The sequence below is a fragment of the Duganella sp. 1411 genome (assembly GCF_017833525.1).
In the GTDB taxonomy this organism is placed as follows: domain Bacteria; phylum Pseudomonadota; class Gammaproteobacteria; order Burkholderiales; family Burkholderiaceae_D; genus Rugamonas.
Window position 1 is genome coordinate 295,577 of sequence record NZ_JAFICD010000006.1, and the last position, 25,303, is coordinate 320,879.

Sequence of the window (25,303 nt, forward strand, 5' to 3'; positions counted from 1 at the left end):
CCATGCCGGAAAGATCGCCGCTGTTTACAGCAGGCCGTGTTCTTGCAGTTTCTTGCGCAGGGTGTTGCGGTTGATGCCCAACATCTGGGCCGCGTGCGACTGGTTGCCGTCGGCGCGCGTCATGACCACTTCCAGTATCGGTTTTTCCACGGTCAGCACGACCATATCGTAGATGTTCGATGCCTGCTGCTCGCCCAGGTCGTTGAAGTAATCTTCAAGGCTCTTCTGGACTACTTCCTGGATACTTTCTTTGCTCATTTTGATGTCGTTCGCTAAATAATCTGTTGACGCTGGTAAATCACCCCGGGACTCATGATCCAGGCGCTTACCCTTCTGATATGACTTTTTTAGTACTTTCCAACTTGTCTTATGCGGCTTGCAATACTTCCGGGAGGCGGTATTGTAACCGCTCGCCGTATCTCCACTGCGATTCGAAAAATTGATCGACGGCGATCAGTTGCTCGTCGGTGGACTCCAGCAGATTCATCTTCTGGCGGAAATCCTCGCCGCCTTCGAGGTCGCGCACATACCAGCCGATGTGCTTGCGCGCGGTGCGCACGCCCAGGAATTCGCCGTAAAACGCGTAGTGGGCGCGCAGGTGCTCGTCCATCAGCGCGCGCACCTCGTCCACGTATGGCGCCGGCAGATGGGTGCCGGTGCGCAGGTAATGATCGATCTCGCGGAAAATCCACGGCCGGCCCTGCGCCGCGCGGCCGATCATGACGGCGTCGGCGCCGGTGTAATCGAGCACGTATCTGGCTTTTTCCGGCGTCGTGATGTCGCCGTTGGCCACCACCGGGATCGCCACCGACTGCTTGACGGCGGCGATCATGTCGTACTCGGCGTCGCCGGTGTAGCCGTCGGCGCGGGTGCGGCCGTGCAAGGTCAGCATGGCGATGCCGGCGTCCTCGGCGATACGCGCGATCTTCAGCGCGTTTTTGTTTTCGCGGTTCCAGCCGGTGCGGAATTTCAACGTGACGGGCACGTCGACCGCGCCGACCACCGCCTCGACGATCTCCTTGACCAGCGCCTCGTTCTGCAGCAGGGCCGAACCGCACCAGCTGTTGCAGACCTTCTTGACCGGGCAACCCATGTTGATATCGATGATCTGGGCGCCGCGCTCGACGTTGAAGCGGGCGCAATCGGCCAGATCCTTGGGGTCGGCGCCGGCGATCTGCACCGCTTTCGGCTCCATCTCGCCGGTGTGGTCGGTGCGGCGCGAGCTTTTTTCGGTCGCCCACAGACGCGGGTTGGAGGCCGCCATTTCGGACACCGCGTAGCCCGCCCCCAGCTGCTTGCACAGCTGGCGGAAAGGCCGATCCGTCACGCCCGCCATGGGGGCGACGAAAACGTTGTTACGCAGTAAATGAGGGCCGATTCGCACTGGCGGTACCTGATGGGGGAGAAGGAACCTTCTATTTTAACCGAAGGGGTGCTCAAATAATAAGCACTATTTTTTATGAAATCGGCAAATGTGCAGTCTGGACGTTATGAACGATCAGATCACATCGTCCATCGCGGCCAGGCTGAGGTGCTCCACCCCGCCCCAGCTAGTTAGCGCTAACTTACCGTCAGAAAACGTAAAACGGTTGATGCTGGCGTTCTTGACCTGGAAATCGCGCGGGCTGTCGAGCTGCATGCCGACCGCCTCGCGATAGGCGCACTCCAGCACGCCGCCGTGGGCGACCATGGCGATGATTTTGCCCGGATGACGCTCGGCCCACTCGGCGATGGCCGACGTGGCGCGCGCGTAAAACTGGCGGAAGCTCTCGGCCACGCGCTCGCCGGGCGGCATCACGGCATCGATATCGCGCGCCTGCCACAGCGCGAAGTCGACCGGGTATTGGCGCTCGACCTCGGTGTACAACATGCCCTCGAAGACGCCATAGCAGCGTTCGCGCAGGTTGGCGTCGGTCTGGACCGTGGCGCCGCCGCGTTGCGCGGCCACGGCCTCGGCCGTCTGGCGCGCGCGCATCAGGTCACTCGAGACGATGACGTCGACGGGCTCGGCCGCCAGCGCCCGCGCCAGCGCGCCGGCCTGGCGCTCGCCCTCGGCGTTCAGTGGAATATCGATATGACCCTGCAGGCGGCGCACGGCGTTCCAGGCCGTCTCGCCATGGCGGATCAGCAAAATAGTAGTGGTGTTCATGCGGTCTTTTTTCGTGTCTTGCGGGCCGGCGCGGCGGCCAGGGCGGGATTCAGGGTGTAGGTGCCGATCAATTGCGCCTCGTCGACGATGTGGCCATGGATGGCGTTGAGCACGTCCACGCAGGTGAAGCGCCCTTCCAACGCCAGGCGCGGCACGTCGAGCGCGTAGATGCGGAAAATATAATGGTGGACGCGCTCGTCGTTCCACGGCGGACAGGGGCCATCATACCCGTAATAGTCGCCGGCCATCGCCGGGTCGGTGGCAAACCAGGCGGTGTAATCGTTGACGCCCTGGCGCAAGGTGGCGCCGTCGAGCGTGACCTCCGGCCCCGGCTTGCCGCGCGCGACCACGCCGTCGGACAGGGCGCCCTCGGCGATGTCGTGCCGCGCGACCGGGATGTCGATCAGGCTCCAATGGAAAAAATCGTCGCGCGGCATGCTCGCCGGCAGGCTGGCGCCGGCGCGGTTGACATCGGTGGCATCCCGCGGCACGTCGCCGTCGATGCACAGCAACACCAGCGACTCGGTGCCGGCCGGCACGTCGCTCCAGCTCAGATGCGGGTTGCGGTTGGCGGACAGCGCCACCTGGCCGTCGCCGGCGATGGCGGCAAAGGCGCAGGCGGGCGGAATGGCCGCGCCGTCGCGAAAGCTCTCACTCGACAGTTTCATCTCTGGTCTCCCGGCTGTTTTTATTTAGAGTTGGTCTGCAGCCAAAACGTTACAGGTCCGTCGTTGGTCAGCGTGACTTTCATGTCCGCACCAAACTGGCCCGTTTGCACCACAGTGTGCCTCAAGCGCGCCTGCTCGACAAAATAATTAAACAGGCGCAATCCATCGGCCGGCGCGGCGGCGGGCGTGAACGACGGCCGGGTGCCGGACTTGGTGTCGGCCGCCAGCGTGAACTGCGGCACCAGCAGCAAGCCGCCGGCAACGTCGGCGACGCTGCGGTTCATCTTGCCGGCGTCGTCGGAAAACACGCGGTAGCCGAGCATTTTGGTCAGCAGCGCGTCGGCGTCCTTCTCGGTGTCGTTGCGTTCGGCGCACACCAGCACCATCAGCCCCGCCCCGATGGCGCCGATGGTGGCGCCGTCGACCACCACTTTGGCGTCGCTGACCCGTTGCAGCAGCGCGATCATGCGGACAAGGTGACGCGCGCGAACTTGCGCTTGCCCACTTGCAGCACGAAGGTGCCGGCCTCGATCTTGACGGCCTTGTCGCTGACGACGGTGCCGTCCAGGCGCACGCCGCCCTGGTCGACCATGCGCATCGCCTCGGAGGTAGACGGGCACAGGCCGGCCATCTTCAGCAACTGCGGAATGCCCAGCGGGGCGCCGGCCAGCGCCACTTCCGGCACGTCGTCCGGAATACCGCCCTTGGAGCGGTTGACGAAGTCGTTGAGCGCCTCCTCGGCCGCCGCCTGCGAGTGGAAGCGCGCGACGATTTCCTGCGCCAGCGCCACCTTGGCGTCGCGCGGATTGGCGCCGCCGTCGATCGCTGCCTTGAGCGCGGCGACGTCGGCGATCGAGCGGAACGACAGCAACTCATAGTATTTCCACATCATCACGTCGGAAATGCTCATGATCTTGGCGAACATGGTGTTGCCCGGCTCGGTGATGCCGATGTAGTTGTTCTTCGACTTGGACATCTTGTCGACGCCGTCCAGACCTTCCAGCAGCGGCATGGTCAAAATGCACTGCGGTTCCTGGTCGTAGTCCTTCTGCAGCTCGCGGCCGACCAGCAGGTTGAACTTCTGGTCGGTGCCGCCGAGCTCCAGGTCGGACTTCAACGCGACCGAATCATAGCCCTGCATCAAAGGATAGAGGAACTCATGGACCGCGATCGGTGTCCCACCCTTGAAGCGTTTGCTAAAATCGTCACGCTCCATCATGCGGGCGACGGTGTAATGCGAGGCCAGCTTGATCAGGCCGCGCGCGCCCAATGGATCGCACCACTCGGAGTTGTAGCGGATTTCGGTCTTGGACGGGTCCAGCACCAGCGACGCCTGCTTGAAATAAGTCATGGCGTTCTGCTCGACCTGCTCCTTGGTCAGCGGCGGACGCGTCACGTTGCGGCCGGACGGATCGCCGATCATCGAGGTGAAGTCACCGATGAGGAAAATGACTTGATGGCCCAGATCTTGCAACTGCCGCATCTTGTTGAGCACGACGGTGTGACCGAGGTGCAAATCCGGCGCGGTCGGGTCCAGGCCCAGTTTGATGCGCAGCGGCACGCCGCTTTGTTCGGAGCGCGCCAGCTTCTGGGCGAACTCGCTTTCAATCAGCAACTCGTCGACACCCCGTTTGGTGATGGCGAGCGCCTCTTGCACACGGTCGGTCAGGGGCAGTACTTTAGAGGGGGCCGGCGCTACGGAAGAAGGGGTAGTCATATATTTTGGGAGTTTTTTTCAAAAAAAGGTAGTCAGCGTCAGGAGTTTGTTATAATCCTCGATCCATCAATCTTGCCGTACGAAAACGAAACCCGACAATAATTAGAAGAAATAAAAGGTTCCTGAGTAGGTCAAGCGGCAAATTTTAACTGATTGCATGAACCAAATACATAAATTCACGAGCTCACGCTTGTACAGTCTGATAGCTTCAACGCGCAAGGCGCGCATCGTCAGCGCATCGGCACTGTTCTTGACAGTCTGTGCTTTCGGCGCCGCCGGCGTCGCGCCGCTGGCCCCCGACGCCGCCGATCTGCCGGTCAAATCCGTGCAAGAAGCGGTCGCGATGCCGGATCTTAGCCCCCAGATCACCGCACTTGAGCAGCAATCCTCCAACGAGCACTTCGTCCACGAAGAACGCATCCGCGCCGGCGACACGTTGGCGACGCTGCTGACGCGTCTGGGTGTCGAGGACGACGCCGCCGAAAATTTCATCAAAAAAGACAAGGTCGCCAAAGGCGTCATGCAGCTGAAGACGGGCAAGCGCGTCCAGGCGCAGACCGACGATGAAGGCAACCTGCAATGGCTGCGCGCGGTCGTGGTCGATGGCAAGGACATCCCTGTCAAGAACATCAAGATCACCCGCAAGGACGACCGCTTCATCGCGGAAGAAGAGCCGGCCAAGCTGGAACGCCGTGTCGAGATGCATGCCCGCACCATCACCTCGACCCTGTTCGCGGCCACCGACTCGAACGAGGACGGCACCAAACTGCCGGACACGATCGTCAAGCAAATCGTCGAGATGTTCTCGACCAGCATCGACTTCCGCGGCGACTTGAAGCGCGGCGACCATTTCAACGTGGTGTACGAGACGTTCTGGCAGGATGGGGAATTTGTTCGCGCGGGCCGCATCCTGGCTGGCGAATTCACCAACCGCGGCACGACGTATCAATCGGTGTGGTTCGAAGACCCGCAGACCCACCAGGGCGGCGGCTACTACAGCTTCGACGGCAAGGCGCTGAAAAAGGCCTTCCTGAAGTCGCCGGTGGAATTCACGCGGATCTCGTCGGGCTTCTCGATGCGCGTGCATCCGGTGTCGGGTGAATGGAAGGCCCACAAGGGCATCGACTTCCCGGCGCCGACCGGCACGCCGATCCGCGCCTCGGGCGACGGCGTGGTCGATTTCGCCGGCACCCAAAACGGCTACGGCAATTTCGTCACGATCAAGCACTGGAACAACTACTCGACCGCGTACGCCCACATGAGCCGCTTCGCCCCGGGCATCAAAAAAGGCAGCAAGGTCAGCCAGGGTGACGTGATCGGCTATGTCGGCACCACCGGCTGGTCGACCGGCGCGCACCTGCACTATGAATTCCGCGTCGGCGGCGAAGCCAAGGACCCGAGCAAGATGAACGTCACCGCCCAGGCGCCATTGACGGCCGCCGAACTGGCGCGCTTCAAGGTCTACGCGTCGGACATGTCGCACCGCTTCGCGCTGCTGCAGCCGGGCGGCTCGACCGGCACCCGCGTCGCCGCGAAATAAACAGTACTTGCTCCAAACAAAACAGGCCGCCGCATCGGCCTGTTTTTTTTCGTCTGTATCTTTTGCCCTGTGACCATAATGCGCCGCCCGGCCCGCCTGTTCCGTGCGACAGCACACGTAAGCTCAGGCAAAATAGCTTTTTAAGCTTGAGGAAACAACAATGACCCACTACATCGGTTTGATGTCCGGCACCAGCCTGGACGGCGTGGACGGCGCGCTGGCGCAATTCACCGGCGACGCCATCACCACGCTGGCGGCGGCCTATATCGCCTTCCCGCCGGCGTTGCGCGCCGAGCTGATGGCGCTGCAAGCGGCCGGCGACAACGAGATCGAGCGGGAAGCACTGGCCGCCAACCAGTTGGCGCAGTTCTACGCGCAATGTGTGGCACAGCTGCTGGACGAGGCCGGCCGCGAGCCGGACGCGGTGCGCGCCGTCGCCGTCCACGGCCAGACCATCCGTCACCGCCCCGAATTGGGCTTCACGCGCCAGACCAACAATCCGGCCCTGCTGGCCGAGCTGTGCGGCATCGACGTCATCGCCGACTTCCGCAGCCGCGACGTCGCCGCCGGCGGCCAGGGCGCGCCGCTGGTGCCCGCGTTCCACCAGGCGCTGTTCGGCAAGCCCGGGCAAGCGCGCGTGGTGGCCAACATCGGCGGCATCTCCAACATCAGCGTGCTCGACGGTAAAGGCGGCGTCATCGGCTTCGACACCGGCCCCGGCAATGTATTGATGGACGCCTGGATCGCCCGTCACCTGGACAAGGAATACGACGCCGACGGCGCCTGGGCGGCCAGTGGCAACGAAATCCCGGAGCTGCTGCAGGAGTTGCTGCACGAACCCTACTTCGCGCTGCCGGCGCCGAAAAGCACGGGCCGCGACCTGTTCCACCTGGAATGGCTGGACACCCGGCTGGCGGTCTATGGCGACGCCGCGCCGGAGGATGTGCAGTTCACGCTGACCAAGCTGACGGCGGTCTCGCTGGCGCGGGCGATCGAGGCGTATGGCGGCGGCGCGGACGCGGTGTACGTCTGCGGCGGCGGCGCCTACAACAGCGTGCTGATGAGCGAACTGGGCAAGGCCCTGGGCGACCACGTGCTGGTCGCCTCGACGCAGGCGCTGGGGGTGGCGCCGAACCGGGTGGAAGCGTTGGCGTTCGCCTGGCTGGGGCACCGCTTCAGCGAGCGGCTGGCCGGCAACCTGCCGGGCGTCACGGGCGCCAAGGGCGAGCGCGTGCTGGGTGCCCTCTACCCGCGCTAACGAGCGCGCTCGATGAATTCTGAAACACGTAGGGCGGATTAGGCGGAACGCCGTAATCCGCCAATGCATGCGCCGTCGAAACGCAGGCATTGGCGGATTACGCTACGCTAATCCGCCCTACGAGGTTTAGATGAAACGTGCCCGTAAACGACAGCGGCGGACAACCGAAGTTGTCCGCCGCGTTGTACAACTGGAACTAATTTATACCGAGAACGAGGAGCCGCAGCCGCAGGTCGACGTCGCGGTCGGGTTCTTGATGACGAACTGCGCGCCTTCCAGGTCGTCCTTGTAGTCGATCTCGGCGCCCACCAGGTACTGGTAGCTCATCGAGTCGATCAACAGCTGAACGCCGTTCTTGACCATCGTGGTGTCGTCTTCGTTGACGATTTCATCGAACGTGAAGCCGTACTGGAAGCCGGAACAGCCGCCACCTTGCACGAACACACGCAATTTCAGATCCGGATTACCCTCTTCCTCGATCAGTTGCGCAACCTTTTCGGCGGCGCTATCGGTGAAGATGATCGGCGACGGGATTACATCTAGCGATTCGGCGACAGCATTCATTTCAGACTCCTACGTGAAAACATTTAGGTCATTATAGACCGTTGGCGTTGTTTATGCTCCAGACCCCTCGAAAATGGGGCCGCTGGTGCGAAATATCAACGCCGAGTGTGCAATCGTTACGGCAGCAGCGCGATCTGCGTCAGGCCGGTCGATTCCTCCAGACCGAACATCAGGTTCATACACTGCACCGCCTGGCCGGACGCGCCCTTGACCAGGTTGTCCTGCACCACCAGCACGATGACCGTGTTGCCGTTGCCCGGACGGTGCAGCGCCAGGCGCAGCACGTTGGAACCGCGCGTCGAGCGGGTTTCAGGATGCGAGCCGAACGGCATGACGTCGACGAACGGCGAGTCCTTGTATTGCTCTTCGAACAATGCCTGCAGTTCCTCGTTGCTCACTTCCGTGGTCAGGCGGCCGTACAAGGTCGCGTGCATGCCGCGGATCATCGGCACCAGGTGCGGCGTGAAGACCAGGCCGACCTTGTCGCCGGCGAACTTTTGCAGCTGCGCCACGGTTTCCGGCGTGTGGCGGTGGCCCGACACGCCGTAGGCCTTGAAGTTGTCGCTCGATTCCGAGAACAACGTGCCGATCTCGGCCTTGCGGCCGGCGCCGGAGACGCCCGATTTGCAGTCGGCGATCAGCGCGCCGGCGTCGATCACGCCGGCCTTGAGCAGCGGGTAGTAGCCCAGCTGCATCGTGGTCGGATAGCAGCCCGGATTGGCGACCAAGCGCGCGCCCTTGATGGCGTCGCGGTTCAGCTCGGCCAGGCCGTAGGCGGCTTCCTCCAGCAGGTCCGGGCAGGTGTGCTCGATCTTGTACCATTTTTCAAAGACGGCCTTGTCCTTGATGCGGAAGTCGGCCGCCAGGTCGATGACCTTGACGCCGGCTTTCAGCAGCTCGGGCGCCTGCGCCATGGCCACGCCGTGCGGGGTGGCGAAGAACACCACGTCGCACTTGCTCAGGTCGGCCTTGTCCGGCGACGAGAAGGCGATGTCCACGCGGCCGCGCAGCGAAGGGAACATGTCGGCAACCGGCAAGCCATCTTCCTTGCGCGACGTGATGGCCGTCAGCTGCACATCAGGGTGGACTGCCAACAGTCGCAGCAATTCCACTCCGGTGTAACCGGTGCCGCCGACGATGCCAACTTTGATCATGTTCGTTCCTTGAATGAGGTGTTGCAGAATAAGAGAATGCCAGAAACCCGCGAAAAACCACGGAAGCACGTAGGGCGGATTAGGCGGAACGCCGTAATCCGCCATCGTCGAGCCGTCGACGGCGCATGCATGGCGGATTACGCTGCGCTAATCCGCCCTACGTGGATCCGTCGTAACGTCACCGTACAGTGCAGTGGCCATTTTATCAGGCATGCGCTACCGGCGTATGACCGTACCAAATAGCAAAAAAGCCGCCCGGCGCAAGGCCGGCGGCTTTTTCGACAGCGCACCGCAAGCGGCGCGCCATAGCGTATAAATTAACGCTTCGAGAATTGCTTTGCGCGACGTGCTTTGCGCAGACCAACTTTTTTACGCTCAACTTCACGTGCGTCGCGGGTAACGAAGCCGGCGCGTGCCAGATCGCCCTTCAGCGCTGCATCGTAGTCGATCAGGGCGCGGGTGATGCCGTGACGCACAGCACCTGCCTGGCCGGACTCGCCGCCGCCGTGCACGTTGACTTTGATGTCAAAACGCTCGACGTTGCCGGTCAGTTCCAGTGGTTGACGAATAACCATCAGGCCGGTTTCGCGCGAGAAGTACTCAGCCGCTGGCTTGCCGTTAACGATGATTTGGCCAGTGCCAACTTTGATAAACACACGAGCTACTGCACTCTTGCGACGGCCGGTGCCGTAATTGTAGTTACCGATCATGTCAGTTCCTTAGATTTCGAGTGCTTTAGGTTGCTGGGCAGCGTGCGGGTGCGAACCTTCAGCGTACACTTTCAGCTTCTTGATCATTGCGTAGCCCAGTGGGCCCTTCGGCAACATACCCTTGACTGCTTTTTCCAGAGCGCGACCTGGGAAACGCTGTTGCATTTTCAGGAAGTTGGTCTCGTAGATGCCGCCTGGGTAGCCCGAGTGACGGTAGTAGGTCTTCTCGGTGGCTTTGGTGCCGGTCACGCGCAGTTTGCCTGCGTTGATGATGACGATGAAATCGCCGGTATCGACGTGAGGAGTAAATTCTGGCTTGTGTTTGCCGCGCAGTCGGAGTGCCACTTCGCTGGCAACACGTCCGAGGACTTTGTCCGTCGCGTCAATCACGAACCAATCGCGCTGGACTTCATGGCCCTTAGCGGAAAAAGTTTTCATGTTGACTTCCTAAATAGTAAAACACGCTCAAATGGTGGTTCCGCCATTGCTTCAGCGGACTCGGCCTTCTTATTTACTTTCCTGAGCGAACGGAAAGCCGACAAGTATAAGCGGGAACCACCAGCCGCGTCAAGCCGCCATTTGGTCTTCCGCCAGCTGCGGCTCGCCGTAGCGGAAAACATTGACCACATTGAAAGTCGTGTCCGGCACGTACAGGCGGCCCTTGGCGGCGTGGATGAAGTACGGCATCCACACGCCGCCCGCGTCCGGATACTTCTTGAACACGGAAATGCCGGTCTCGTAGGTCAAGCCGTCCTCGCCGATGCGGAACACCTTCAGCGCGCGGTTGACCAGGTCGTTGACCATCAGGCGGTCGCCGTCGATGCATACGCTGGCCGGCAACATGAATTTTTCGTAGTCGACATCGACGTCGTCGCAATAGCCGAGGTAGCCGTAGCTCCACAAGCTCCTGCCCTCGCGGTCAAACACGCGCAGGCAGTTGTTGAACTGGTCGCAGACGAACAAGCGGTCGTTGGCGTCGATGGCGATGTCGCAGGGGGTGAAGTCCTCGTCCGCGTGCCAGCGGAAATTCTTGCGGAACACCACGTAGCCGGTCGGCTGGATCTGCCACATCGAGATGCGGTTGTTGAGCGAATCGGCGATGTAGATCTCGCCGCGGCTGTTGACGGCAATGCCCTGCGGCGCCTTCAAGGTGCCGTCGCCGCCGATGCCCTCGCGCCCGAACGGCACGCCGTAGTTGATCAGGAAGCCCGACGGGCTGAATTGATACATCGACACCGTGCACATATTGAAATTGGTGACGAAGATCAGCGGCGTGCCCGGACAGATCTGACCCAGCGGCGGCGTGTGCGGGTAGTACACGTCCATCGCCAGGTCGCCCGGCACGAAGAAGCCGCGCATCATGTCCTGCATCTGGTGGTACGGGTCGCTGTCGGTATTAAAGGTTTTCATGCACCAGTTGCCGGAATCGATATTCAGCGAGCCGCGGCCGATGCGCGCTAGCGGATCGATGCCCGAATGCGCGCGGAACTGGTCGTACCAATATTGATAAACGCGCGTGGTGGCGGTGGCCCACTGGTCGATCCAGCTGCCGCCGACCTGCTCTTGCGGCGGCGAACGGCGGTCCGGGTCGATGCCGAGCACCGCCGTCATGCAATTGAATTGCGAGGTCTTGCGCAGGCGGTCCTGGTCGTCGCGCCGGTGGCCGACCGACGCGATCAGCAGCGCGTCCTCCTCGCCCCGCATGCGCGGGATGCGCACCTTGATGACGCTCGAGGCGAACGGTTCGCTGACGAAATACACGTCCGGCTCCTGCGCCGCGCACACCTGGTACGGGCCGACGAACACCACGTCCTCCAGCACGCCGTAGATCAGGTCGGACATCGAGCTGACCGGCTCCATGCGGTGGTTCCACAAGGGCTGCAGGCCGTTGACGACGGTCACCAGTTCGCCCTCGAGGTTGTAGACGGCGATGGCGTTCTCGATGTGGCCGGGCACGAACACGCGGTCGCCGATCACGCACACCGAGCGCATCACGTTGAACTTGCCGATGCCGGTCGGCTTGCCGTGCTGGTGCAGCATCACCGTCTCCTGCGGCGCCTGCACGCATTCGTCGACGATGGGCCAGTCGGTGCTGATCTTGAGCACTTCGTAGTGACCGGTGTTGGCGAGGTAGATATTGCCCCGGGAATCGCTGGCGATGCCCTGCGGCCACAGCAGTTCATGGCCCGGGCCGGGCCCGCCGACGCGGCGGAACTGGCTGACGAACTTGCCCTCCAGGGTGAACTTGACGCAGCGGCTGGCCAGGTCGTCCTTGGTGTGGAAGAACTCGTCGCATATATAGAGGTAGTCGACGCCGTCGCGTGCGCGCACGGTGGTGATGCCGTTCGGATCGGACAGCGGCAGATAGTCGTCGCCGCCCTCGCCGAACGCAAAGCTGAACCACACCTCGTGCTCGTCGTAGCCGAAGGCGGCCACGCGGCCGTGGCCCATGTCGGTGCAATACATCAGCTGCTCGGTCGGGTGCGGGCAGACATGGAACGGCATCAGCAGGCGCGGTGCCTGCGGCGTGGCCTCGCCCGGGCCTTCGATCACGTGCAGCAAACTAGACAGGTCGGCCGAGAACACCAGCAGGCGGCTGTTGCCGGTGTCGCACACCCACAACCGGCCGTAACGGTCGGCATGCACGCCAACCGGAGAATTCAACGTGAAGTCGTCGCTCAGCTCGCCCAGGGCGGTGCTGCCCGGCTGCGTCAGGTCACCGTACGAACACAGATATTCGATAGCTTGGGTCATTGCATGCTCCTTGATTTTAATCAAACAAGTCGCATTAAATTATCAAGCCCATGCGTTGGATGTCCAAGAGAAAAAACTTCATGCAAGCCACGCGCCGCCGGACTCCTTTACAATACGGACAACCATTTTTAACGGAGAGAACGATGGAATGCAAAGTCAGCTGGAACGGCCCGTCGGGCATGAGTTTTTTGGCCCAGACCGGCTCCGGCCATCTGGTCAACATGGACGGCGCGCCCGAGGGCGGCGGTCACAATCTGGCGCCGCGTCCGATGGAGATGGTGCTGCTGGGCACCGGCGGTTGCACGGCGTATGACGTGGTGTTGATTTTGAAGCGGGGCCGCGCCGATATCCGCGGTTGCGAGTGCACCTTGAAGGCCGACCGCGCCGACGTCGATCCGAAGGTATTTACCAAGATCAATTTCCACTTCACCGTGACCGGCAAGGGCTTGAAGCCGGAAGCGGTGGAGCGCGCGATTTCGCTGTCGCACGACAAGTACTGCTCGGCGTCCATCATGCTGGGCAAGACGGCCGAGATCACGCATTCGTTTGAGATTGTTGAGGTGGAATAAGGTCCTACGTTGTTCCACGTAGGGCGGATTAGGCGAAGCCGTAATCCGCCATGCATGCGCCGCCGACGAAGCTTGCATGGCGGATTACGCTGCGCTAATCCGCCCTACGTGTCTCCGTGGTTTATTTGATGCGTGTTCGAATGTGGGGCCGTCAGATGTAATACGCGGTGCTGGTCATGACCTTGCCCATCACCGACATCACGGCCCGCACCGGCGCCGGCGTTTGCGCCGCGCCCAGCGCCTGCGCCGCCGCGCCGTGCTCGATCTCGTCGATGCGCATCTGCTCGACGATCGCGCGCGACTTGGCGTCCTGCGCCGGCAATTTATCCAGATGGCTGGCCAAATGCGCCTCCACCTGGCGCTCGGTCTCGACCACGAAACCCAGGCTGCGGGCGTCGCCCAGCACCGCCGCCACCGTGCCCAACGCATACGCGCCCGCGTAGAACAGCGGATTGAGCACGCTGGTGTGCGAACCCAGCTCCTCCAGCCGCTGCGCGGTCCACGCCAGATGGTCCTCCTCTTCCCTGCCGGCCTGCTCGAACTGCGCGCGCATCCGTTCCGTCTTGGCGAACCGTCCCTGCGAGTTGTACAGCGCCTGCGCGCACACCTCGCCCACGTGGTTGACACGCATCAGGCCGGCGCTGTGGCGCTGCTCCGCCTCGCTCAGCTGGCCATCGTCGGCGCGCAGGGCCGGCGTCGGCCGCGACGCCGAGGCGACGCCCGCGATCACGCGCAGCGCCTTGTCGGCGCCGGAAATAAAACGGTCCAGTGGGGTGTGGTGGAATGCGGCCATGGCGGATTTCGGATTCGTCAAAACCACCATTATAAAGGGCGCTTTAATTTGCGTCCGTCTCTTCACGCAGTTGCCGCTGGCGCTCGATGTAGTCGGCCACCGGGCCGCGCACGTCGATCTTGGAAATATCCTTGGCCACGCCAAGATTGAGCCCCAGCAGGAAGGGGATGTTCTCGACCGGCACATCGGTGCAATGCTCGGCAAACGCCTTGAGGAAGCGCTTGGACTCGACCACCCGCACCACTTTCTCCCCGCTCATGTATTGCAGGATGCTGGTGATGCTGTGGCCCTTGCCGATGGTGTGGTAGATGAAGCGGTTGAAGTCGCGGTCCAGCTGCTTGAAATCGAGCGTCTCCTTGGTCATCAGGCCGGCCAGGTAATGCAGCCCCAGCGCCACGCGGAAGAAGCCCGTGCACTCGGCGCGGTCGACGCCGCTATGGGTCACCGCCAGTATTTTTTCCTGCAACTGAGCATTCATCTTGCGCTGTTCTCCCTGCCGCCACTATAACAAGACATTCGCTCGCATACTTGCTTGCAGGCCAGAATTTTTACATGTTATTCTTGAAATCTTTAATAAAAGGACAGCAAAATGATCGAGGTAACGGGTCTGGCCAAACGCTTCCGCCTGCCTGCGCGCAAAGGAAAAGCCGCGCGGGCGCTCGATCCGCGCGACCACGACGGCTGGTTCCACGCGGTGCGCGACGTCAGCTTCCGCTGCGCGCCGGGCGAGGTGCTGGGGCTGCTCGGCCCCAATGGCGCCGGCAAGACCACCACGCTGCGCCTGCTGTCGACCGCGCTCAAGCCCGACGCCGGCAGCATCCACGCCAACGGCGTCGACCTGCTGCACAATCCGCTGGTGGCGCGCCAGCACATCGGCTTCCTGTCCGGCAGCACCGGCCTGTACGGCCGCCTGACCGCGCGCGAAAACGTCGAGTACTTCGGCCGCCTGCACGGCATGCGGCCCGACCAGTTGAAGCGCCGCTGCGACGAGCTGTTCGACCTGCTGCAAATGCACGAGTACGGCGACAAGCGCGCCGACCAGCTTTCCACCGGCATGAAGCAGAAATGCTCGATCGCCCGCACCGTCGTGCACCAGCCGAAGATCGTCATCCTCGACGAGCCGACCACCGGCCTCGACGTGATGGCGGCCAAGGTCTTGCTCGACTTTATCGCCAGCTACAAGGCGCTGGGCGTGCCGCTGATCTTCTCCACCCACCATCTGCACGAGGTGGAAAAGCTGTGCGACCGGGTCTGCGTCATCAACCACGGCAAAACCGCCTTCCACGGCACGGTCGACGCGCTGCGCCAGCTGGGCGGCAGCGCCGATCTGTACGACGCCTTCGTCGGCGTCATCAACCGGGGGGACTGAGCCATGTGGACCATCTACCTGAAGGAATTGCTGGAACTGGCGCGCGACCGCAAGACGTTCTTCTTCACCGTCTTCATCCCGGTGATCGCGATGCCCTTGATTTTCACCGGCTTCGGCCTGCTGTCGTCGAGCATGTTCAAGCAAGCCAGCGAGGCGCAAATGACGTACGCGATGTTCGGCAAGGAGCATGCGCCGCAACTGGCCGCCCGCTTCGCCGCCGAGAAAGGCTTGCGCGAGGTGGCGCTGGCCGGCCCCGGCGAGATCAAGCGCGCCATCGGCGACGAGCGCATCAAGTTCGCGCTGGTGATCCCGCCCGGGCTGGAAGACCAGCTGGCGCGGCACGAGCAAGGCGTCATCCAATTGCACTACAACAGCGCCTCCGCCATCGATATCACCCGCAGGCGCGTGACGGCGGTGCTCGGCGGCCACAACACCGCGCTGCGCGAGCTGGCGCTGTCGGACCTCAAGCTGAACAAGGACCAGCTGGCCTTCGCGCTCGATCCGCTCAAGCTCGAGGACCATTCGACCGCCGACAAGCGCGAGCAGACCGGCGCCATGATCGGCGGCCTGGTGCCCTACATCCTGTTGATGGTGTGCCTGATCTCGGCGATGTATCCGGCCATCGACACCGGCGCCGGCGAAAAGGAGCGCGGCACCTTGGAGACGCTGCTGCTGGCGCCGGTCTCGCGCAGCCGCATCGTGCTGGCCAAGTTCCTGATGCTGTTCACCGTCGGCCTGACCTCGGCGCTGCTGATGATCGTCAGCCTGGGCGCGCTGCTGGTGTTCGGCGCTTCGCTGATGAGCGCGGACGTGGCGCAGATGGCGCGCGCGATCGGCCCGCTCGACCTGGCGATGGTGGCGCTGATGCTGGTGCCGACGGCGGCCATGTTCGCCGCCATCCTGCTGTCGATCTCGGTGTACGCGAAAAGCTACAAGGAGGCGTCCGGCCTGATCTCGCCGTTGATGATGGTCACCATCCTGCCCACCCTGGTGGCCCTGCTGCCCGGCGTGGCGCTGAACTGGAGGTGGGCCCTGGTGCCGCTGACCAATGTTTCCCTGGCAATGAAAGAGCTGGTCAAGGGCACCATGGACTACAGCATGCTGTCGGTGATCATGCTATCGACCACCGTCACCGCCGGCGCCCTGCTGGCCGTGTGCCGCTGGTGGTTCACCCGCGAGGAAGTTCTGTTCAGAAATTGATGACAACAAGCATACCAAATCGGGCAAGTTGTCTATTCAAGCAAGGTGCCGGCGGCCGCGTTCTGGTCGGCCGTTTGCGCACTCTGGCGCGCTGTTTCCGCCGCCCATCGCAATGGCGCCCCATGTCCAGAACAATTTCAATACAATGCCATCATGTGAAAAGTGTATGGCCGTGCAGAAATGCTGGTTGTGCGGCGGCAGAATCATTCGGGAGTCGGCATGGAATTACGCATCAGCAACTTGTCTAAAACCTACGGCAACGGCGTCGTGGCGTTGGACAATATTTCGCTCACCATCCCCACCGGGATGTTCGGCTTGCTCGGCCCCAACGGCGCCGGCAAGTCGACGTTGATGCGCACGCTGGCGACGTTGCAGGAATGCGATTCCGGTTCGGTGTTCTTCGACGACATCGACGTGCTCGACGAAAAGGACGAGATCCGCCGCCTGCTCGGCTACCTGCCGCAGGACTTCGGCGTCTACCCGAAGGTGACGGCCTATGAGCTGCTCGACCATTTCGCCACGCTCAAGGGCTTGTCCAACCGCAACCGCCGGCGCGAAGTGGTCGACGGCCTGCTGCAGCAAACCAACCTGTTCGAGGTGCGCCACCAGCGCCTGGGCGGCTTTTCCGGCGGCATGCGCCAGCGCTTCGGCATCGCCCAGGCGCTGCTGGGCGACCCCAAGCTGATCATCGTCGACGAGCCCACCGCCGGCCTCGACCCGCAGGAGCGGGTGCGCTTCCACAACCTGCTGTCGGACATCGGCGAGGACAAGACCGTCATCCTGTCGACCCACATCGTCAGCGACGTCGCCGACCTGTGCGCCAACATGGCGATCATCAACAAGGGCCACCTGCTGCTGTGCGGCCCGACCCAGGAATTGATCCACGACGTCAGCGACAAGATCTGGGCCCGCTTCATCGACAAGCGCGACCTGCCATCGTTCCAGCTGCGCCATCCGGTCATCTCGTCGCGCCTGCTGTCGGGGCGCACCCTGATCCACGTCTACAGCGAGAACGACCCCGGCGACGGCTTCGAGGAGGCCATCGGCGACCTCGAGGACGTGTACTTCGCCACCATCGCCGGCCGCCACCGCGCCGCCGCCAGCTGCGACTGAGGCGGCCGCATGTTCGCCATCGCCTGTTTCGAAGCGCGCCAGCGCCTCAAGCTGCTCTCGACCTGGGTCTACTTCTTCGGTTTCCTGGCGCTGTCGCTGCTGTGGATGGCCGCCGCCGGCGGCTACTTCAAGGAGGCCAGCGTCACCTTCGGCAGCCTGGCGATCAATTCGCCGCGTTCGCTGATGTTCACCGTCAGCGCGCTCGGCTCGCTCGGGGTGGTGGTGATGGCGGCCATGATGGGCCGCTCGGTGCAGCAGGATTTCGAGTACGACATGCAGCACTTCTTCTTCAGCGCGCCGATCAAGAAGCACCAGTACATGTTCGGCCGCTTCCTCGGCGCCTACTTCACCCTGGCGGTGATCTTCACCAGCATCATCCTCGGCGCCTGGCTGGGCAGCATGTTGCCGGGCATCGACCCCGAGCGGCTGGGGCTGCCCGGCGTGATGGGCTACCTGATCCCCTATCTGGTGGTCATCCTGCCCAACATCTTCATCTTCGGCGCCGTGTTCTTCATCCTCGCGGCGCTGACGCGGCGCATGCTGCCGGTCTACATCAGCAGCGTGGTCATGCTGATCGGCTACATCGTCGCCCCCGGCCTGGCGCGCGACCTCGACTATAAAACGCTGGCCGCGCTGATCGACCCGTTCGGCACCACGGCGGTGCTGCGCCTGACCGAGTATTGGCCCATCATCGAGCGCAACACGCGCATGGTGTGGCCCGAGGGCGTGTACCTGCTCAACCGCGTGCTGTGGTCGTCGTTCGCGCTGGCCGGCCTGCTGCTGGGCTACTGGCGCTTCCACTTCATCGCCACCATCGACAGCGGGCCCGGCGGCAACAGCAACCGCGGCGAGGGCGAAACCCCGCCCCAGCTGTCGGCCACCTCGACCAATACGCGGGAAACGCCGGACTTCGCGTCGCGCAACCTGGCCGGCCTGCTGCTCAAGATGAGCTGGCTGAACCTGCGCGAGACCACCAAGAACATCTACTTCCTCGTCATCGCGCTGGCCGGCGTGCTGATGATGTTCGCCAGCGCGCTGGACATGGGCTCGATGTTCGGCACCAACACCTACCCCGCCACCTACCTGGTGCTCGAATCGGTGTCGGACACGTTCCAGCTGTTCATGCTGGTGATCACCACCTTCTACGCGGGCGAGCTGGTGTGGCGCGAGCGCGAGGCGCGCATGGCGCAAATGCTCGACGCGCTGCCGATCCCCAGCTGGCTGCCGCTGCTGGCCAAGCTGTTCGCGCTGATCGGCCTGCAAGCCATGCTGATGGCGGTCGTCATGCTGTGCGGCATGGCGATCCAGATCTTCCAGGGCTATTTCGTCCTGGAACCGGGGCTGTACCTGTACCAGCTGTTCCTGATCCAGCTGCCCGGCTACGCGCTGGCGGCGGTGCTGGCGATCGCGCTGCAGGTGCTGATCAACCAGCGCTACCTGGGCTATTTCGCGATGATCCTGTACTACGTCGCCACGGTGACGATGGTATCGCTGGGCATCGACCAGCCGCTGGTGGCGTACGGCGAGATGCCGCACTTCGTCTACTCGGCCATGAACGGCTTCGGCCACTACCTGCCGCGCGAGCGCTGGTTCGAGGCCTACTGGGGCGGCGCCGCGCTGCTGATGGTGGTGGCCTCGCTGCTGTTCTGGGCGCGCGGCACCAACGACGGCTGGCGCCAGCGCCTGCGGCTGGCGCGCCACGCGCTGACCGGGCCGGTGCTGACGGCGATCGCGGCCGGCGCGCTGATCTTCGCCGGCGCCGGCGCGGTGCTGTTCTACAACACGCACATCGTCAACTGCTACAAGTCGGCCTATCACAAGGACGCCGACCGCGCCGACTACGAGCGCAAGTACAAGAAATACGCCGCGCTGCCGCAGCCGCGCATCACCGACGTCAAGCTCGACGTCGCCATCACGCCGGAGCGGCGCAGCCTCGCGGTCAAGGGCCGCTACCTGCTGCAGAACAAGACCACGCTGCCGGTCACCGACATCATCATCCATCAGGACCCCGACGCCACCGGCTACCAGGCGCGCTTCAGCCAGGCGGTGCGGGCCGGCCTGCGCGACGCCGAGCTCGGCTTTTACAGCTACAAGCTGGTCCAGCCGCTGGCGCCGGGCGCGCGCATGGCGCTCGAGTTCGAGGTGGATTTCGCACCGAAGGGCATCCTCGGCATGGGCCAGGACACGCCGGTGGTCTACAACGGCACCTTCTTCAACAACAGCGTGCTGCCGCACATCGGCTACCAGCAGGAAAACGAACTGAGCGACGCGCGCGACCGCCGCAAGCACCATCTGGTGGCGCGCGAACGCATGTTGCCGCGCGACGACGCCGGCGGCCTGGCCAACAATTTCATCAACAACGACGCCGACTGGATCGGCTTTGACGCCACCGTCAGCACCAGCGCCGACCAGGTCGCCATCGCGCCGGGCACGCTGGTCAGGGACTGGACCAGCAAGGGGCGCCACTACTACCACTACAAGATGGACCAGCCGATGCTGAACCTGTACGCCTTCCAGTCGGCGCGCTACCTGGTCAAGCGCGACTGGTGGCAGGATGTCGGCATCGAAATCTACTACCATCCGGGGCATGAATACAACCTCGAGCGGATGGACAAGGGCATCAAGGAATCGCTGGATTACTACACGCGCAACTTCGGACCGTATCAGCACAAGCTGGTGCGCATCGTCGAATTCCCGCGCTACGGCACGTTCGCGCAATCGTACCCGAGCACGATACCGTACTCGGAATCGTTCGGCTTCATCGCCAAGGTCAACGACAACAATCCGAAGGACATCGACTACCCGTTCTACGTGACGGCGCACGAAGTGGCGCACCAGTGGTGGGGCCACCAGCTGGTGCCCGGCAACACGCGCGGCGGCAGCGTGCTGAGCGAGACGCTGGCCGAATACTCGGCGCTGATGGTGATGAAGAAGAATTTCGGCGCCAACAAGATGCGCCGCTTCCTGCACTACGACCTGTACCAGTACCTGGTCGGGCGGGCGCTGGAGCGCAAGAAGGAATTACCGCTGGCCGACAACGAAAACCAGAACTACATCCAGTACCGCAAGGGCAGCCTGGCGATGTACCAGCTGCAGGATGTGCTGGGCGAGGGCAAGATCAACGCCGCGCTGAAGGAGTTGCTGGCGCGGCACGGGCGCAGCGGCGGGCCGTATCCGAGCGTCTCGGTGCTGGTCGAGGCGCTGCGTGGCATCACGCCGCCGGAATACGCCTACCTGATCGACGACCTGTTCAACCACATCGTGCTGTATGAAAATCACGCGGTGTCGGCGACGGCACGCAAGCTCAGCGATGGCAGGTACGAGGTCAGCTTCGTCGTCAGCACGGCCAAGGTGCGCGCCAGCGACCAGGGCGAGGAGCGCGACGTGGCGTTGAAGGACTACATCGACATCGGCGTCGACGACAAGGACGGCAACAGCCTATACCGCGAGCGCAAGCTCGTCGAGCGCAAGGACAACAGCTACACGGTCATCGTCGGCGGCCGTCCGGCCAAGGCCGGCATCGACCCCGACAACAAGCTCATCGACCGCAAGCCCGACGACAACCTGATCAACGTCGAACTGCAAGCGCAATAAACTCCGGGGTCAGGTCCACCATTTCTACACGAGCTGTGCCGTAACGCTTGATACGGCACAGCTCGTGTAGAAATGGTGGACCTGACCCCGGATCTATTAGGCAACTTTGAAGACGCTGACGATGGCCCGCAAGTCGTCGGCCTGGTCGTTCAGCGACGCGGCGGCGGCCGCCGCCTGCTCCACCAGCGCGGCGTTCTGCTGCGTCACCTGGTCCATCTGGATCACCGCCTGGTTGACCTGCTCGATGCCCGCGCTCTGCTCGTGGCTCGCCGAGCTGATCTCGCCCATGATGTCGGTGACCCGCTGGATGCTGTCGACCACGTCGCTCATCGTCATGCCCGCCTGCGTGACCAGCACGCCGCCGGCGCCGACCTGCGCCAGCGAGTCGTCGATCAGCGTTTTGATTTCCTTGGCCGCCGTGGCGCTGCGCTGCGCCAGGTTACGCACCTCGCTGGCCACCACCGCGAAGCCGCGGCCCTGCTCGCCCGCGCGCGCCGCTTCCACCGCCGCGTTCAAAGCCAGGATGTTGGTCTGGAAGGCGATGCCGTCGATCACGCCGATGATGTCGGCGATCTTGCGCGACGCGCCGCTGATCCCCTCCATCGTCTCGACCACGTCGGCTACCACCGTGCCACCGCGCCGCGCCACCTCCGACGCCTTGGCCGCGAGCTGGTTGGCCTGGCGCGCGTTGTCGGCATTCTGCCTGACGGTCGAGGTCAGCTCTTCCATCGACGCGGCCGTCTCCTCCAGACTGGAGGCTTGCTCCTCGGTGCGGGCCGACAGGTCCATGTTGCCGGCGGCGATCTCGCCCGACGCGGTGGCGATGCCCTCCGTGCCGTGGCGCACGTCGTGCACGATGCCGAGCAGGCCGTCGTTCATCGCGCGCAGCGCGCGCAGCAGGCGGCCCGTCTCGTCGGCGCTGCCGACCGCGATGGTCGACGTCAAATCCTTGTTGGCGACGGCCACGGCGATGTCCACCGCCTGGTTCAGCGGCACGGTGATGCCGCGCGTCAAACGCCAGGCGCACACGGCACCCAGCGCCAGCACCGCCAGCCCGAAGCCGATCATGAAACGGCGGCTGTGGCGGTAGGTCGCCTCGATCTCGGCGGCGTTGTCGTCGATGCTCTTGCGCTGCAGGTCCAGCAGGCCGCTTAGCGACGCCAGATACGCCTTGCCGTCCGGCGTGAAGCGCTGGTCGAGCACTTGGCCGGCCTCCTCCAGCTTGCCTTCCTTCTTCAGCGCGACGATGGCGTCGCGCGAGGCCAGGTAGCGCTTGCGGTTGGCCTTCATCTGCTCGAACAGCGTTTTTTCGTGTTCGGTCTCGAGCAACGGCTCGACGGTCTTTTGCAGGTTGTTGACTTCGGCGGTGGAGGCGGCGGTCTCCTCGGCGAAGAACGGCCCGAGCGACGGGTCGGCGCTCTTCGAGATGGCCGACGTGCGGCGCACGCTGGTGTGGATCAGCCGATACCAGTCGCCGATCATGCGTTCCTTGGCCAGCGGCTGGCGCATCATGTCGCGGGTGGCCTCGGCCACGTCTTGCAGATGGCTGATGCCGATCACGGTCATCAACGTCATCATGGCGAGCACCAAGCCAAAGCCCGCCGCGAGGCGCGTGCCGATTTTCAAATTTTTCATGGTAAAAATTGCCGGTCAGGGCAGTATCGGAAGTAAAGAAGTGGCGCGGCGATCGCGACCGCGCATCGGGCAGAAGAAGTAAGTTGCCCCAAAGAACCATCAGTTTATCATGGAAATTAATTTACTGCTGAAATATGGTATCGGTGATAACAAGCTGTTAAACATATCGGGATGGCAATCCACGGCCGGTGTGGAACTGCTATCATCGACCGATATCAAAGACGCAACGGGAGACATATGCGCATCACGGACATCGGCTTCAGCACCACCGACTGGGCGCAGGTTGAGGCGACCACGCATCCGGGCGAGACCGGCAGCGCTTACTGGCGCACGCGGCAATTCGGCGCGATCCGGGTGCGCATGGTGGAGTACACGCCGGGCTACGTGGCCGACCATTGGTGCGTCAAAGGCCACATCCTGTTCTGTCTCGAAGGCGAGCTGCACACGGAACTGGAGGACGGCCGCACCTTCACGCTCACGCCCGGCATGAGCTACCAGGTCGCCGACAACGCCGAGCCGCACCGTTCATCGACGCCGTCGGGCGCCAAGCTGTTTATCGTCGACTGAGCGTCCCTCGGAATCACGTAGGGCGGATTAGCGGGCGAGGCCCGCTAACCGCCCAGGGGCCCATCGATGAAACGGCCTACCTGCCGGTAGGCCTTAAGAGCGCAGCGTAATCGGCCATGCATGCGTTATCGACGGCTCACAGATGGCCGATTACGGCGTTCCGCCTAATCCGCCCTACGAAAATCGGCCGGAGTTGGCGGCATCAGGCTGGCTTTCACCCTAGCCCTGCCGGCGCCAATTGCGCGCACATATCGTTGAGCACGACATGCCGGATGGCGCGCAGCAGGCGCAGTTCGCCGGCGATATGCGCGCCGGCGGCGCCCGGATCGGGGCAGCGCTCCGCTTGCGCCCGGATCTCGGCTTCTATCTCTACCATCAATTTGTCGGCGGCGGCCGGGAGCGCCCCCAGCAGCCGATCGAGTTCCCGCGCCGCAGTGCCGCGCGCCAAGCCCAGACCGGCCGCCGCCGCCAGCACGTGCTCGCGCCGCACATCGCCAAAGGTCCTGGCGCCCGGCAGCGAGAACGCCAGTTCGCTGTGCGGCCACTTGGCGTTCTCGGCGGCGAAGGCGCGCGTGTCGTAGACGGTGGTGCACAGCATGTCATAAGCCGGCGCGACGTCGATACCGTTCGCGTCGACCGTGAACGAGATGTTTTTCAGATGGTTGTCGCCATTGCCGATCAGAATGTTGAAGGCCACCCAGCGGTACAGCTGCAAGCGCGCCGCCACTTTGGCCCGGCACAGGCCGATCGCCTCGACCAGCGTATCCAGATGCGCGGCCGAGTATTTGAAGTTGCGCGCCTTGTTGAGCAGCTGACAGGTGTCGATCACATGGCGCCGCCTGACCTGGTCGACCTTGTCGGCCACAGCGGCGCGGGAGGCTGGCGGCGCGATGCGGTCGAAGCGGTCGATCAGATAAACCGGCTGCGGCGCGTACAGCCGATGCACGTCGGGCACGTTCATGCCCACGCGCCGCGCCAGGCGCATGATGAAATACTCGTTCATCACCGATGCCGGATAGTCGCCGCCAGGATGGTTGGGCTTGAGGATCTGTGTGGATGGCGTGGCGGGCAGCGGCTCGTACAGCTCGCCGCCGTCGAGGATCACCAGCATCTTGTGCTGGGCGCCGGCCAGCGACATGCGCTTGGGCGCGTCCCTGGTCAGCGGCGCCTGCGCGAGGTTGAGTATGCGGTGATTTAGCTCGGCCAGCGGCAACGGACGCACGCCGTGCTGCGACGCGCGGTCCGGTGCGCCGGGATCGCGCAGCACCAGCGAGCCGGCCGACTCCGAACCGAAATAGGCCAGCAGTCCGAAGGCGTCATCGGCGTTCAACTGCGCGTCTTTGGCGAGCGTTATCCGCAACGCCTCCTCGGGCAGCAGATTGTCGAAGTACCATTGCACCGGACGGTTGGACGCGCCATCGGCGTGCGACGCCCGGGCGCGCGCCAACGCCGGCGACAGGTCGAAGCCTGCGGCGGAGCTGCGCCACTGTTCGGCATATTCGAACTGCCACAGATCGTTTTGCTCGCGCAGCCAGCCGACCAGATCGCGATTGACCATGACCTCCAGCTGGCGCGCACTCATTTTCCGTCCTTGGGCGCCATGGAAAACTTGCGGGGGACAAGCGGCTTGACGCCGGTCGCCCGCAGCTGTTCGAGCGCGGCCATGACATCATCGGGAACGTCGGCCTTGAGCTCGATGCCCAGCTCCTGCAACACTTGCAGCACGCGGCCCAGTTGGACGGTTTCCTTGCCGCGTTCGACCTCGCGCACGAACACCGGCCCCACACCGGCGCTGCCGGCGACGTCGTCGATCCGGACCTTTTGCTGCTTGCGCGTGGCGCGCATCAGCAAGCCAAGTTCGGCCGGGGTTTTGATAGGAAGAAGCATGAGACCTCACAATCGATGCAATGACATCGATTATGAGCGGCGATCAAACGGAAGTCAACGAA

The 25,303-nt window shown here is 63.3% G+C and carries 24 protein-coding genes; 8 read left to right on the forward strand and 16 right to left on the reverse strand.

The annotated features are described in order from the left end of the window. Positions 1-24: 24 nt before the first annotated feature. The 6 genes from JOD97_RS26265 to tyrS form a co-directional block, all read right to left on the reverse strand. Positions 25-258, reverse strand: coding sequence for a helix-turn-helix domain-containing protein (locus JOD97_RS26265; RefSeq protein ID WP_008445162.1), 234 nt, complete (start codon positions 256-258; stop codon positions 25-27). A 109-nt stretch (positions 259-367) separates the two neighbouring features. Next, positions 368-1,384: a tRNA dihydrouridine synthase DusB gene (gene dusB, locus JOD97_RS26270; RefSeq protein WP_209725139.1), complete on the reverse strand. Its 1,017-nt coding sequence runs from the start codon at positions 1,382-1,384 to the stop codon at positions 368-370. A gap of 114 nt (positions 1,385-1,498) precedes the next feature. Beyond that, a complete protein-coding gene (locus JOD97_RS26275) occupies positions 1,499-2,149 on the reverse strand; it encodes a histidine phosphatase family protein (protein ID WP_209725141.1) in 651 nt (216 codons plus the stop codon). Next, the gene (locus JOD97_RS26280; RefSeq protein ID WP_209725143.1) at positions 2,146-2,817 is read right to left on the reverse strand and encodes a YbhB/YbcL family Raf kinase inhibitor-like protein; all 672 of its coding nucleotides are present in this window, start codon (positions 2,815-2,817) and stop codon (positions 2,146-2,148) included. Before JOD97_RS26280 ends, JOD97_RS26275 begins: the two co-directional genes overlap by 4 nt. 20 nt (positions 2,818-2,837) lie before the next feature. After that, on the reverse strand, positions 2,838-3,284 hold the full coding sequence (dtd, locus tag JOD97_RS26285; RefSeq protein WP_209725146.1) for a D-aminoacyl-tRNA deacylase: 447 nt from the start codon (positions 3,282-3,284) through the stop codon (positions 2,838-2,840). Continuing rightward, positions 3,281-4,534 (reverse strand): tyrosine--tRNA ligase, encoded by a 1,254-nt coding sequence (gene tyrS / locus JOD97_RS26290; RefSeq protein WP_209725148.1) that lies wholly within the window; start codon positions 4,532-4,534, stop codon positions 3,281-3,283. The genes dtd and tyrS overlap by 4 nt, the downstream gene beginning before the upstream one ends. A 157-nt stretch (positions 4,535-4,691) precedes the next feature. Here tyrS and JOD97_RS26295 point away from each other — a divergent pair, with 157 nt between their 5' ends. After that, complete coding sequence (locus tag JOD97_RS26295; RefSeq protein WP_209725150.1) at positions 4,692-6,074, forward strand: M23 family metallopeptidase; 1,383 nt, start codon at positions 4,692-4,694, stop codon at positions 6,072-6,074. A 160-nt stretch (positions 6,075-6,234) separates the two neighbouring features. Beyond that, on the forward strand, positions 6,235-7,332 hold the full coding sequence (locus JOD97_RS26300; RefSeq protein WP_209725152.1) for an anhydro-N-acetylmuramic acid kinase: 1,098 nt from the start codon (positions 6,235-6,237) through the stop codon (positions 7,330-7,332). Between the two features lie 201 nt (positions 7,333-7,533). On the opposite strand, the gene erpA is transcribed toward JOD97_RS26300, so the two are convergent. From erpA to JOD97_RS26325, 5 genes are all read right to left on the reverse strand, one after another. Further along, positions 7,534-7,896 carry an iron-sulfur cluster insertion protein ErpA gene (erpA, locus tag JOD97_RS26305; RefSeq protein ID WP_008445143.1) on the reverse strand — a complete coding sequence of 121 codons (363 nt, stop codon included), beginning with the start codon at positions 7,894-7,896 and terminating at the stop codon, positions 7,534-7,536. A gap of 116 nt (positions 7,897-8,012) precedes the next feature. Continuing rightward, positions 8,013-9,050: an N-acetyl-gamma-glutamyl-phosphate reductase gene (gene argC / locus JOD97_RS26310; protein ID WP_209725154.1), complete on the reverse strand. Its 1,038-nt coding sequence runs from the start codon at positions 9,048-9,050 to the stop codon at positions 8,013-8,015. Positions 9,051-9,367: 317 nt separating this feature from the next. Beyond that, complete coding sequence (rpsI, locus tag JOD97_RS26315) at positions 9,368-9,760, reverse strand: 30S ribosomal protein S9 (protein ID WP_008445137.1); 393 nt, start codon at positions 9,758-9,760, stop codon at positions 9,368-9,370. Between the two features lie 9 nt (positions 9,761-9,769). Then, entirely contained in the window at positions 9,770-10,198 is a 429-nt protein-coding gene (rplM, locus tag JOD97_RS26320) for a 50S ribosomal protein L13 (protein WP_056157909.1), read from the reverse strand. Positions 10,199-10,327: 129 nt separating this feature from the next. Continuing rightward, positions 10,328-12,514 (reverse strand): NHL repeat-containing protein, encoded by a 2,187-nt coding sequence (locus tag JOD97_RS26325; protein WP_209725156.1) that lies wholly within the window; start codon positions 12,512-12,514, stop codon positions 10,328-10,330. A 143-nt stretch (positions 12,515-12,657) separates the two neighbouring features. On the opposite strand from JOD97_RS26325, the gene JOD97_RS26330 reads away from it, so the two are divergent. Further along, positions 12,658-13,083, forward strand: a complete 426-nt coding sequence (locus tag JOD97_RS26330; RefSeq protein ID WP_209725158.1) for an OsmC family protein — start codon at positions 12,658-12,660, stop codon at positions 13,081-13,083. Between the two features lie 151 nt (positions 13,084-13,234). Here the strand turns inward: JOD97_RS26330 and coq7 are convergent, their stop codons facing one another. Then, the gene (gene coq7 / locus JOD97_RS26335) at positions 13,235-13,876 is read right to left on the reverse strand and encodes a 2-polyprenyl-3-methyl-6-methoxy-1,4-benzoquinone monooxygenase (protein WP_209725160.1); all 642 of its coding nucleotides are present in this window, start codon (positions 13,874-13,876) and stop codon (positions 13,235-13,237) included. Positions 13,877-13,919: 43 nt separating this feature from the next. Next, a complete protein-coding gene (locus tag JOD97_RS26340) occupies positions 13,920-14,354 on the reverse strand; it encodes a hypothetical protein (RefSeq protein ID WP_209725162.1) in 435 nt (144 codons plus the stop codon). Between the two features lie 111 nt (positions 14,355-14,465). On the opposite strand from JOD97_RS26340, the gene JOD97_RS26345 reads away from it, so the two are divergent. From JOD97_RS26345 to JOD97_RS26360, 4 genes are all read left to right on the forward strand, one after another. Then, positions 14,466-15,245 (forward strand): ATP-binding cassette domain-containing protein, encoded by a 780-nt coding sequence (locus JOD97_RS26345; RefSeq protein ID WP_209725164.1) that lies wholly within the window; start codon positions 14,466-14,468, stop codon positions 15,243-15,245. A gap of 3 nt (positions 15,246-15,248) precedes the next feature. Further along, on the forward strand, positions 15,249-16,445 hold the full coding sequence (locus JOD97_RS26350; protein WP_209725166.1) for an ABC transporter permease: 1,197 nt from the start codon (positions 15,249-15,251) through the stop codon (positions 16,443-16,445). Positions 16,446-16,664: 219 nt separating this feature from the next. Continuing rightward, positions 16,665-17,558, forward strand: a complete 894-nt coding sequence (locus JOD97_RS26355) for an ABC transporter ATP-binding protein (protein ID WP_209725168.1) — start codon at positions 16,665-16,667, stop codon at positions 17,556-17,558. A gap of 9 nt (positions 17,559-17,567) precedes the next feature. Continuing rightward, positions 17,568-21,152 carry a M1 family aminopeptidase gene (locus JOD97_RS26360; protein ID WP_209725171.1) on the forward strand — a complete coding sequence of 1,195 codons (3,585 nt, stop codon included), beginning with the start codon at positions 17,568-17,570 and terminating at the stop codon, positions 21,150-21,152. 96 nt (positions 21,153-21,248) lie between these two features. Here JOD97_RS26360 and JOD97_RS26365 read toward each other — a convergent pair whose 3' ends face one another. Then, complete coding sequence (locus JOD97_RS26365; protein WP_209725173.1) at positions 21,249-22,787, reverse strand: methyl-accepting chemotaxis protein; 1,539 nt, start codon at positions 22,785-22,787, stop codon at positions 21,249-21,251. A gap of 237 nt (positions 22,788-23,024) precedes the next feature. Here JOD97_RS26365 and JOD97_RS26370 point away from each other — a divergent pair, with 237 nt between their 5' ends. Continuing rightward, positions 23,025-23,354, forward strand: a complete 330-nt coding sequence (locus JOD97_RS26370) for a DHCW motif cupin fold protein (protein ID WP_209725175.1) — start codon at positions 23,025-23,027, stop codon at positions 23,352-23,354. Between the two features lie 214 nt (positions 23,355-23,568). Here JOD97_RS26370 and JOD97_RS26375 read toward each other — a convergent pair whose 3' ends face one another. Beyond that, entirely contained in the window at positions 23,569-24,936 is a 1,368-nt protein-coding gene (locus tag JOD97_RS26375; protein ID WP_209725177.1) for a HipA domain-containing protein, read from the reverse strand. After that, on the reverse strand, positions 24,933-25,241 hold the full coding sequence (locus JOD97_RS26380) for a helix-turn-helix domain-containing protein (protein WP_209725179.1): 309 nt from the start codon (positions 25,239-25,241) through the stop codon (positions 24,933-24,935). Before JOD97_RS26380 ends, JOD97_RS26375 begins: the two co-directional genes overlap by 4 nt. Positions 25,242-25,303: the final 62 nt, after the last annotated feature.

Coding starts and splice junctions, on each gene's coding strand:
- JOD97_RS26275 (WP_209725141.1), bottom strand. CDS start 2,149: ATGAACACCACTACTATTTTGCTGATCCGCCATGGCGAGACGGCCTGG.
- JOD97_RS26340 (WP_209725162.1), bottom strand. CDS start 14,354: ATGAATGCTCAGTTGCAGGAAAAAATACTGGCGGTGACCCATAGCGGC.
- JOD97_RS26325 (WP_209725156.1), bottom strand. CDS start 12,514: ATGACCCAAGCTATCGAATATCTGTGTTCGTACGGTGACCTGACGCAG.
- JOD97_RS26350 (WP_209725166.1), top strand. CDS start 15,249: ATGTGGACCATCTACCTGAAGGAATTGCTGGAACTGGCGCGCGACCGC.
- rpsI (WP_008445137.1), bottom strand. CDS start 9,760: ATGATCGGTAACTACAATTACGGCACCGGCCGTCGCAAGAGTGCAGTA.
- erpA (WP_008445143.1), bottom strand. CDS start 7,896: ATGAATGCTGTCGCCGAATCGCTAGATGTAATCCCGTCGCCGATCATC.
- tyrS (WP_209725148.1), bottom strand. CDS start 4,534: ATGACTACCCCTTCTTCCGTAGCGCCGGCCCCCTCTAAAGTACTGCCC.
- JOD97_RS26365 (WP_209725173.1), bottom strand. CDS start 22,787: ATGAAAAATTTGAAAATCGGCACGCGCCTCGCGGCGGGCTTTGGCTTG.
- JOD97_RS26370 (WP_209725175.1), top strand. CDS start 23,025: ATGCGCATCACGGACATCGGCTTCAGCACCACCGACTGGGCGCAGGTT.
- JOD97_RS26380 (WP_209725179.1), bottom strand. CDS start 25,241: ATGCTTCTTCCTATCAAAACCCCGGCCGAACTTGGCTTGCTGATGCGC.
- JOD97_RS26375 (WP_209725177.1), bottom strand. CDS start 24,936: ATGAGTGCGCGCCAGCTGGAGGTCATGGTCAATCGCGATCTGGTCGGC.
- rplM (WP_056157909.1), bottom strand. CDS start 10,198: ATGAAAACTTTTTCCGCTAAGGGCCATGAAGTCCAGCGCGATTGGTTC.
- JOD97_RS26345 (WP_209725164.1), top strand. CDS start 14,466: ATGATCGAGGTAACGGGTCTGGCCAAACGCTTCCGCCTGCCTGCGCGC.
- JOD97_RS26300 (WP_209725152.1), top strand. CDS start 6,235: ATGACCCACTACATCGGTTTGATGTCCGGCACCAGCCTGGACGGCGTG.
- JOD97_RS26330 (WP_209725158.1), top strand. CDS start 12,658: ATGGAATGCAAAGTCAGCTGGAACGGCCCGTCGGGCATGAGTTTTTTG.
- coq7 (WP_209725160.1), bottom strand. CDS start 13,876: ATGGCCGCATTCCACCACACCCCACTGGACCGTTTTATTTCCGGCGCC.
- JOD97_RS26265 (WP_008445162.1), bottom strand. CDS start 258: ATGAGCAAAGAAAGTATCCAGGAAGTAGTCCAGAAGAGCCTTGAAGAT.
- JOD97_RS26355 (WP_209725168.1), top strand. CDS start 16,665: ATGGAATTACGCATCAGCAACTTGTCTAAAACCTACGGCAACGGCGTC.
- argC (WP_209725154.1), bottom strand. CDS start 9,050: ATGATCAAAGTTGGCATCGTCGGCGGCACCGGTTACACCGGAGTGGAA.
- JOD97_RS26280 (WP_209725143.1), bottom strand. CDS start 2,817: ATGAAACTGTCGAGTGAGAGCTTTCGCGACGGCGCGGCCATTCCGCCC.
- dtd (WP_209725146.1), bottom strand. CDS start 3,284: ATGATCGCGCTGCTGCAACGGGTCAGCGACGCCAAAGTGGTGGTCGAC.
- JOD97_RS26360 (WP_209725171.1), top strand. CDS start 17,568: ATGTTCGCCATCGCCTGTTTCGAAGCGCGCCAGCGCCTCAAGCTGCTC.
- JOD97_RS26295 (WP_209725150.1), top strand. CDS start 4,692: ATGAACCAAATACATAAATTCACGAGCTCACGCTTGTACAGTCTGATA.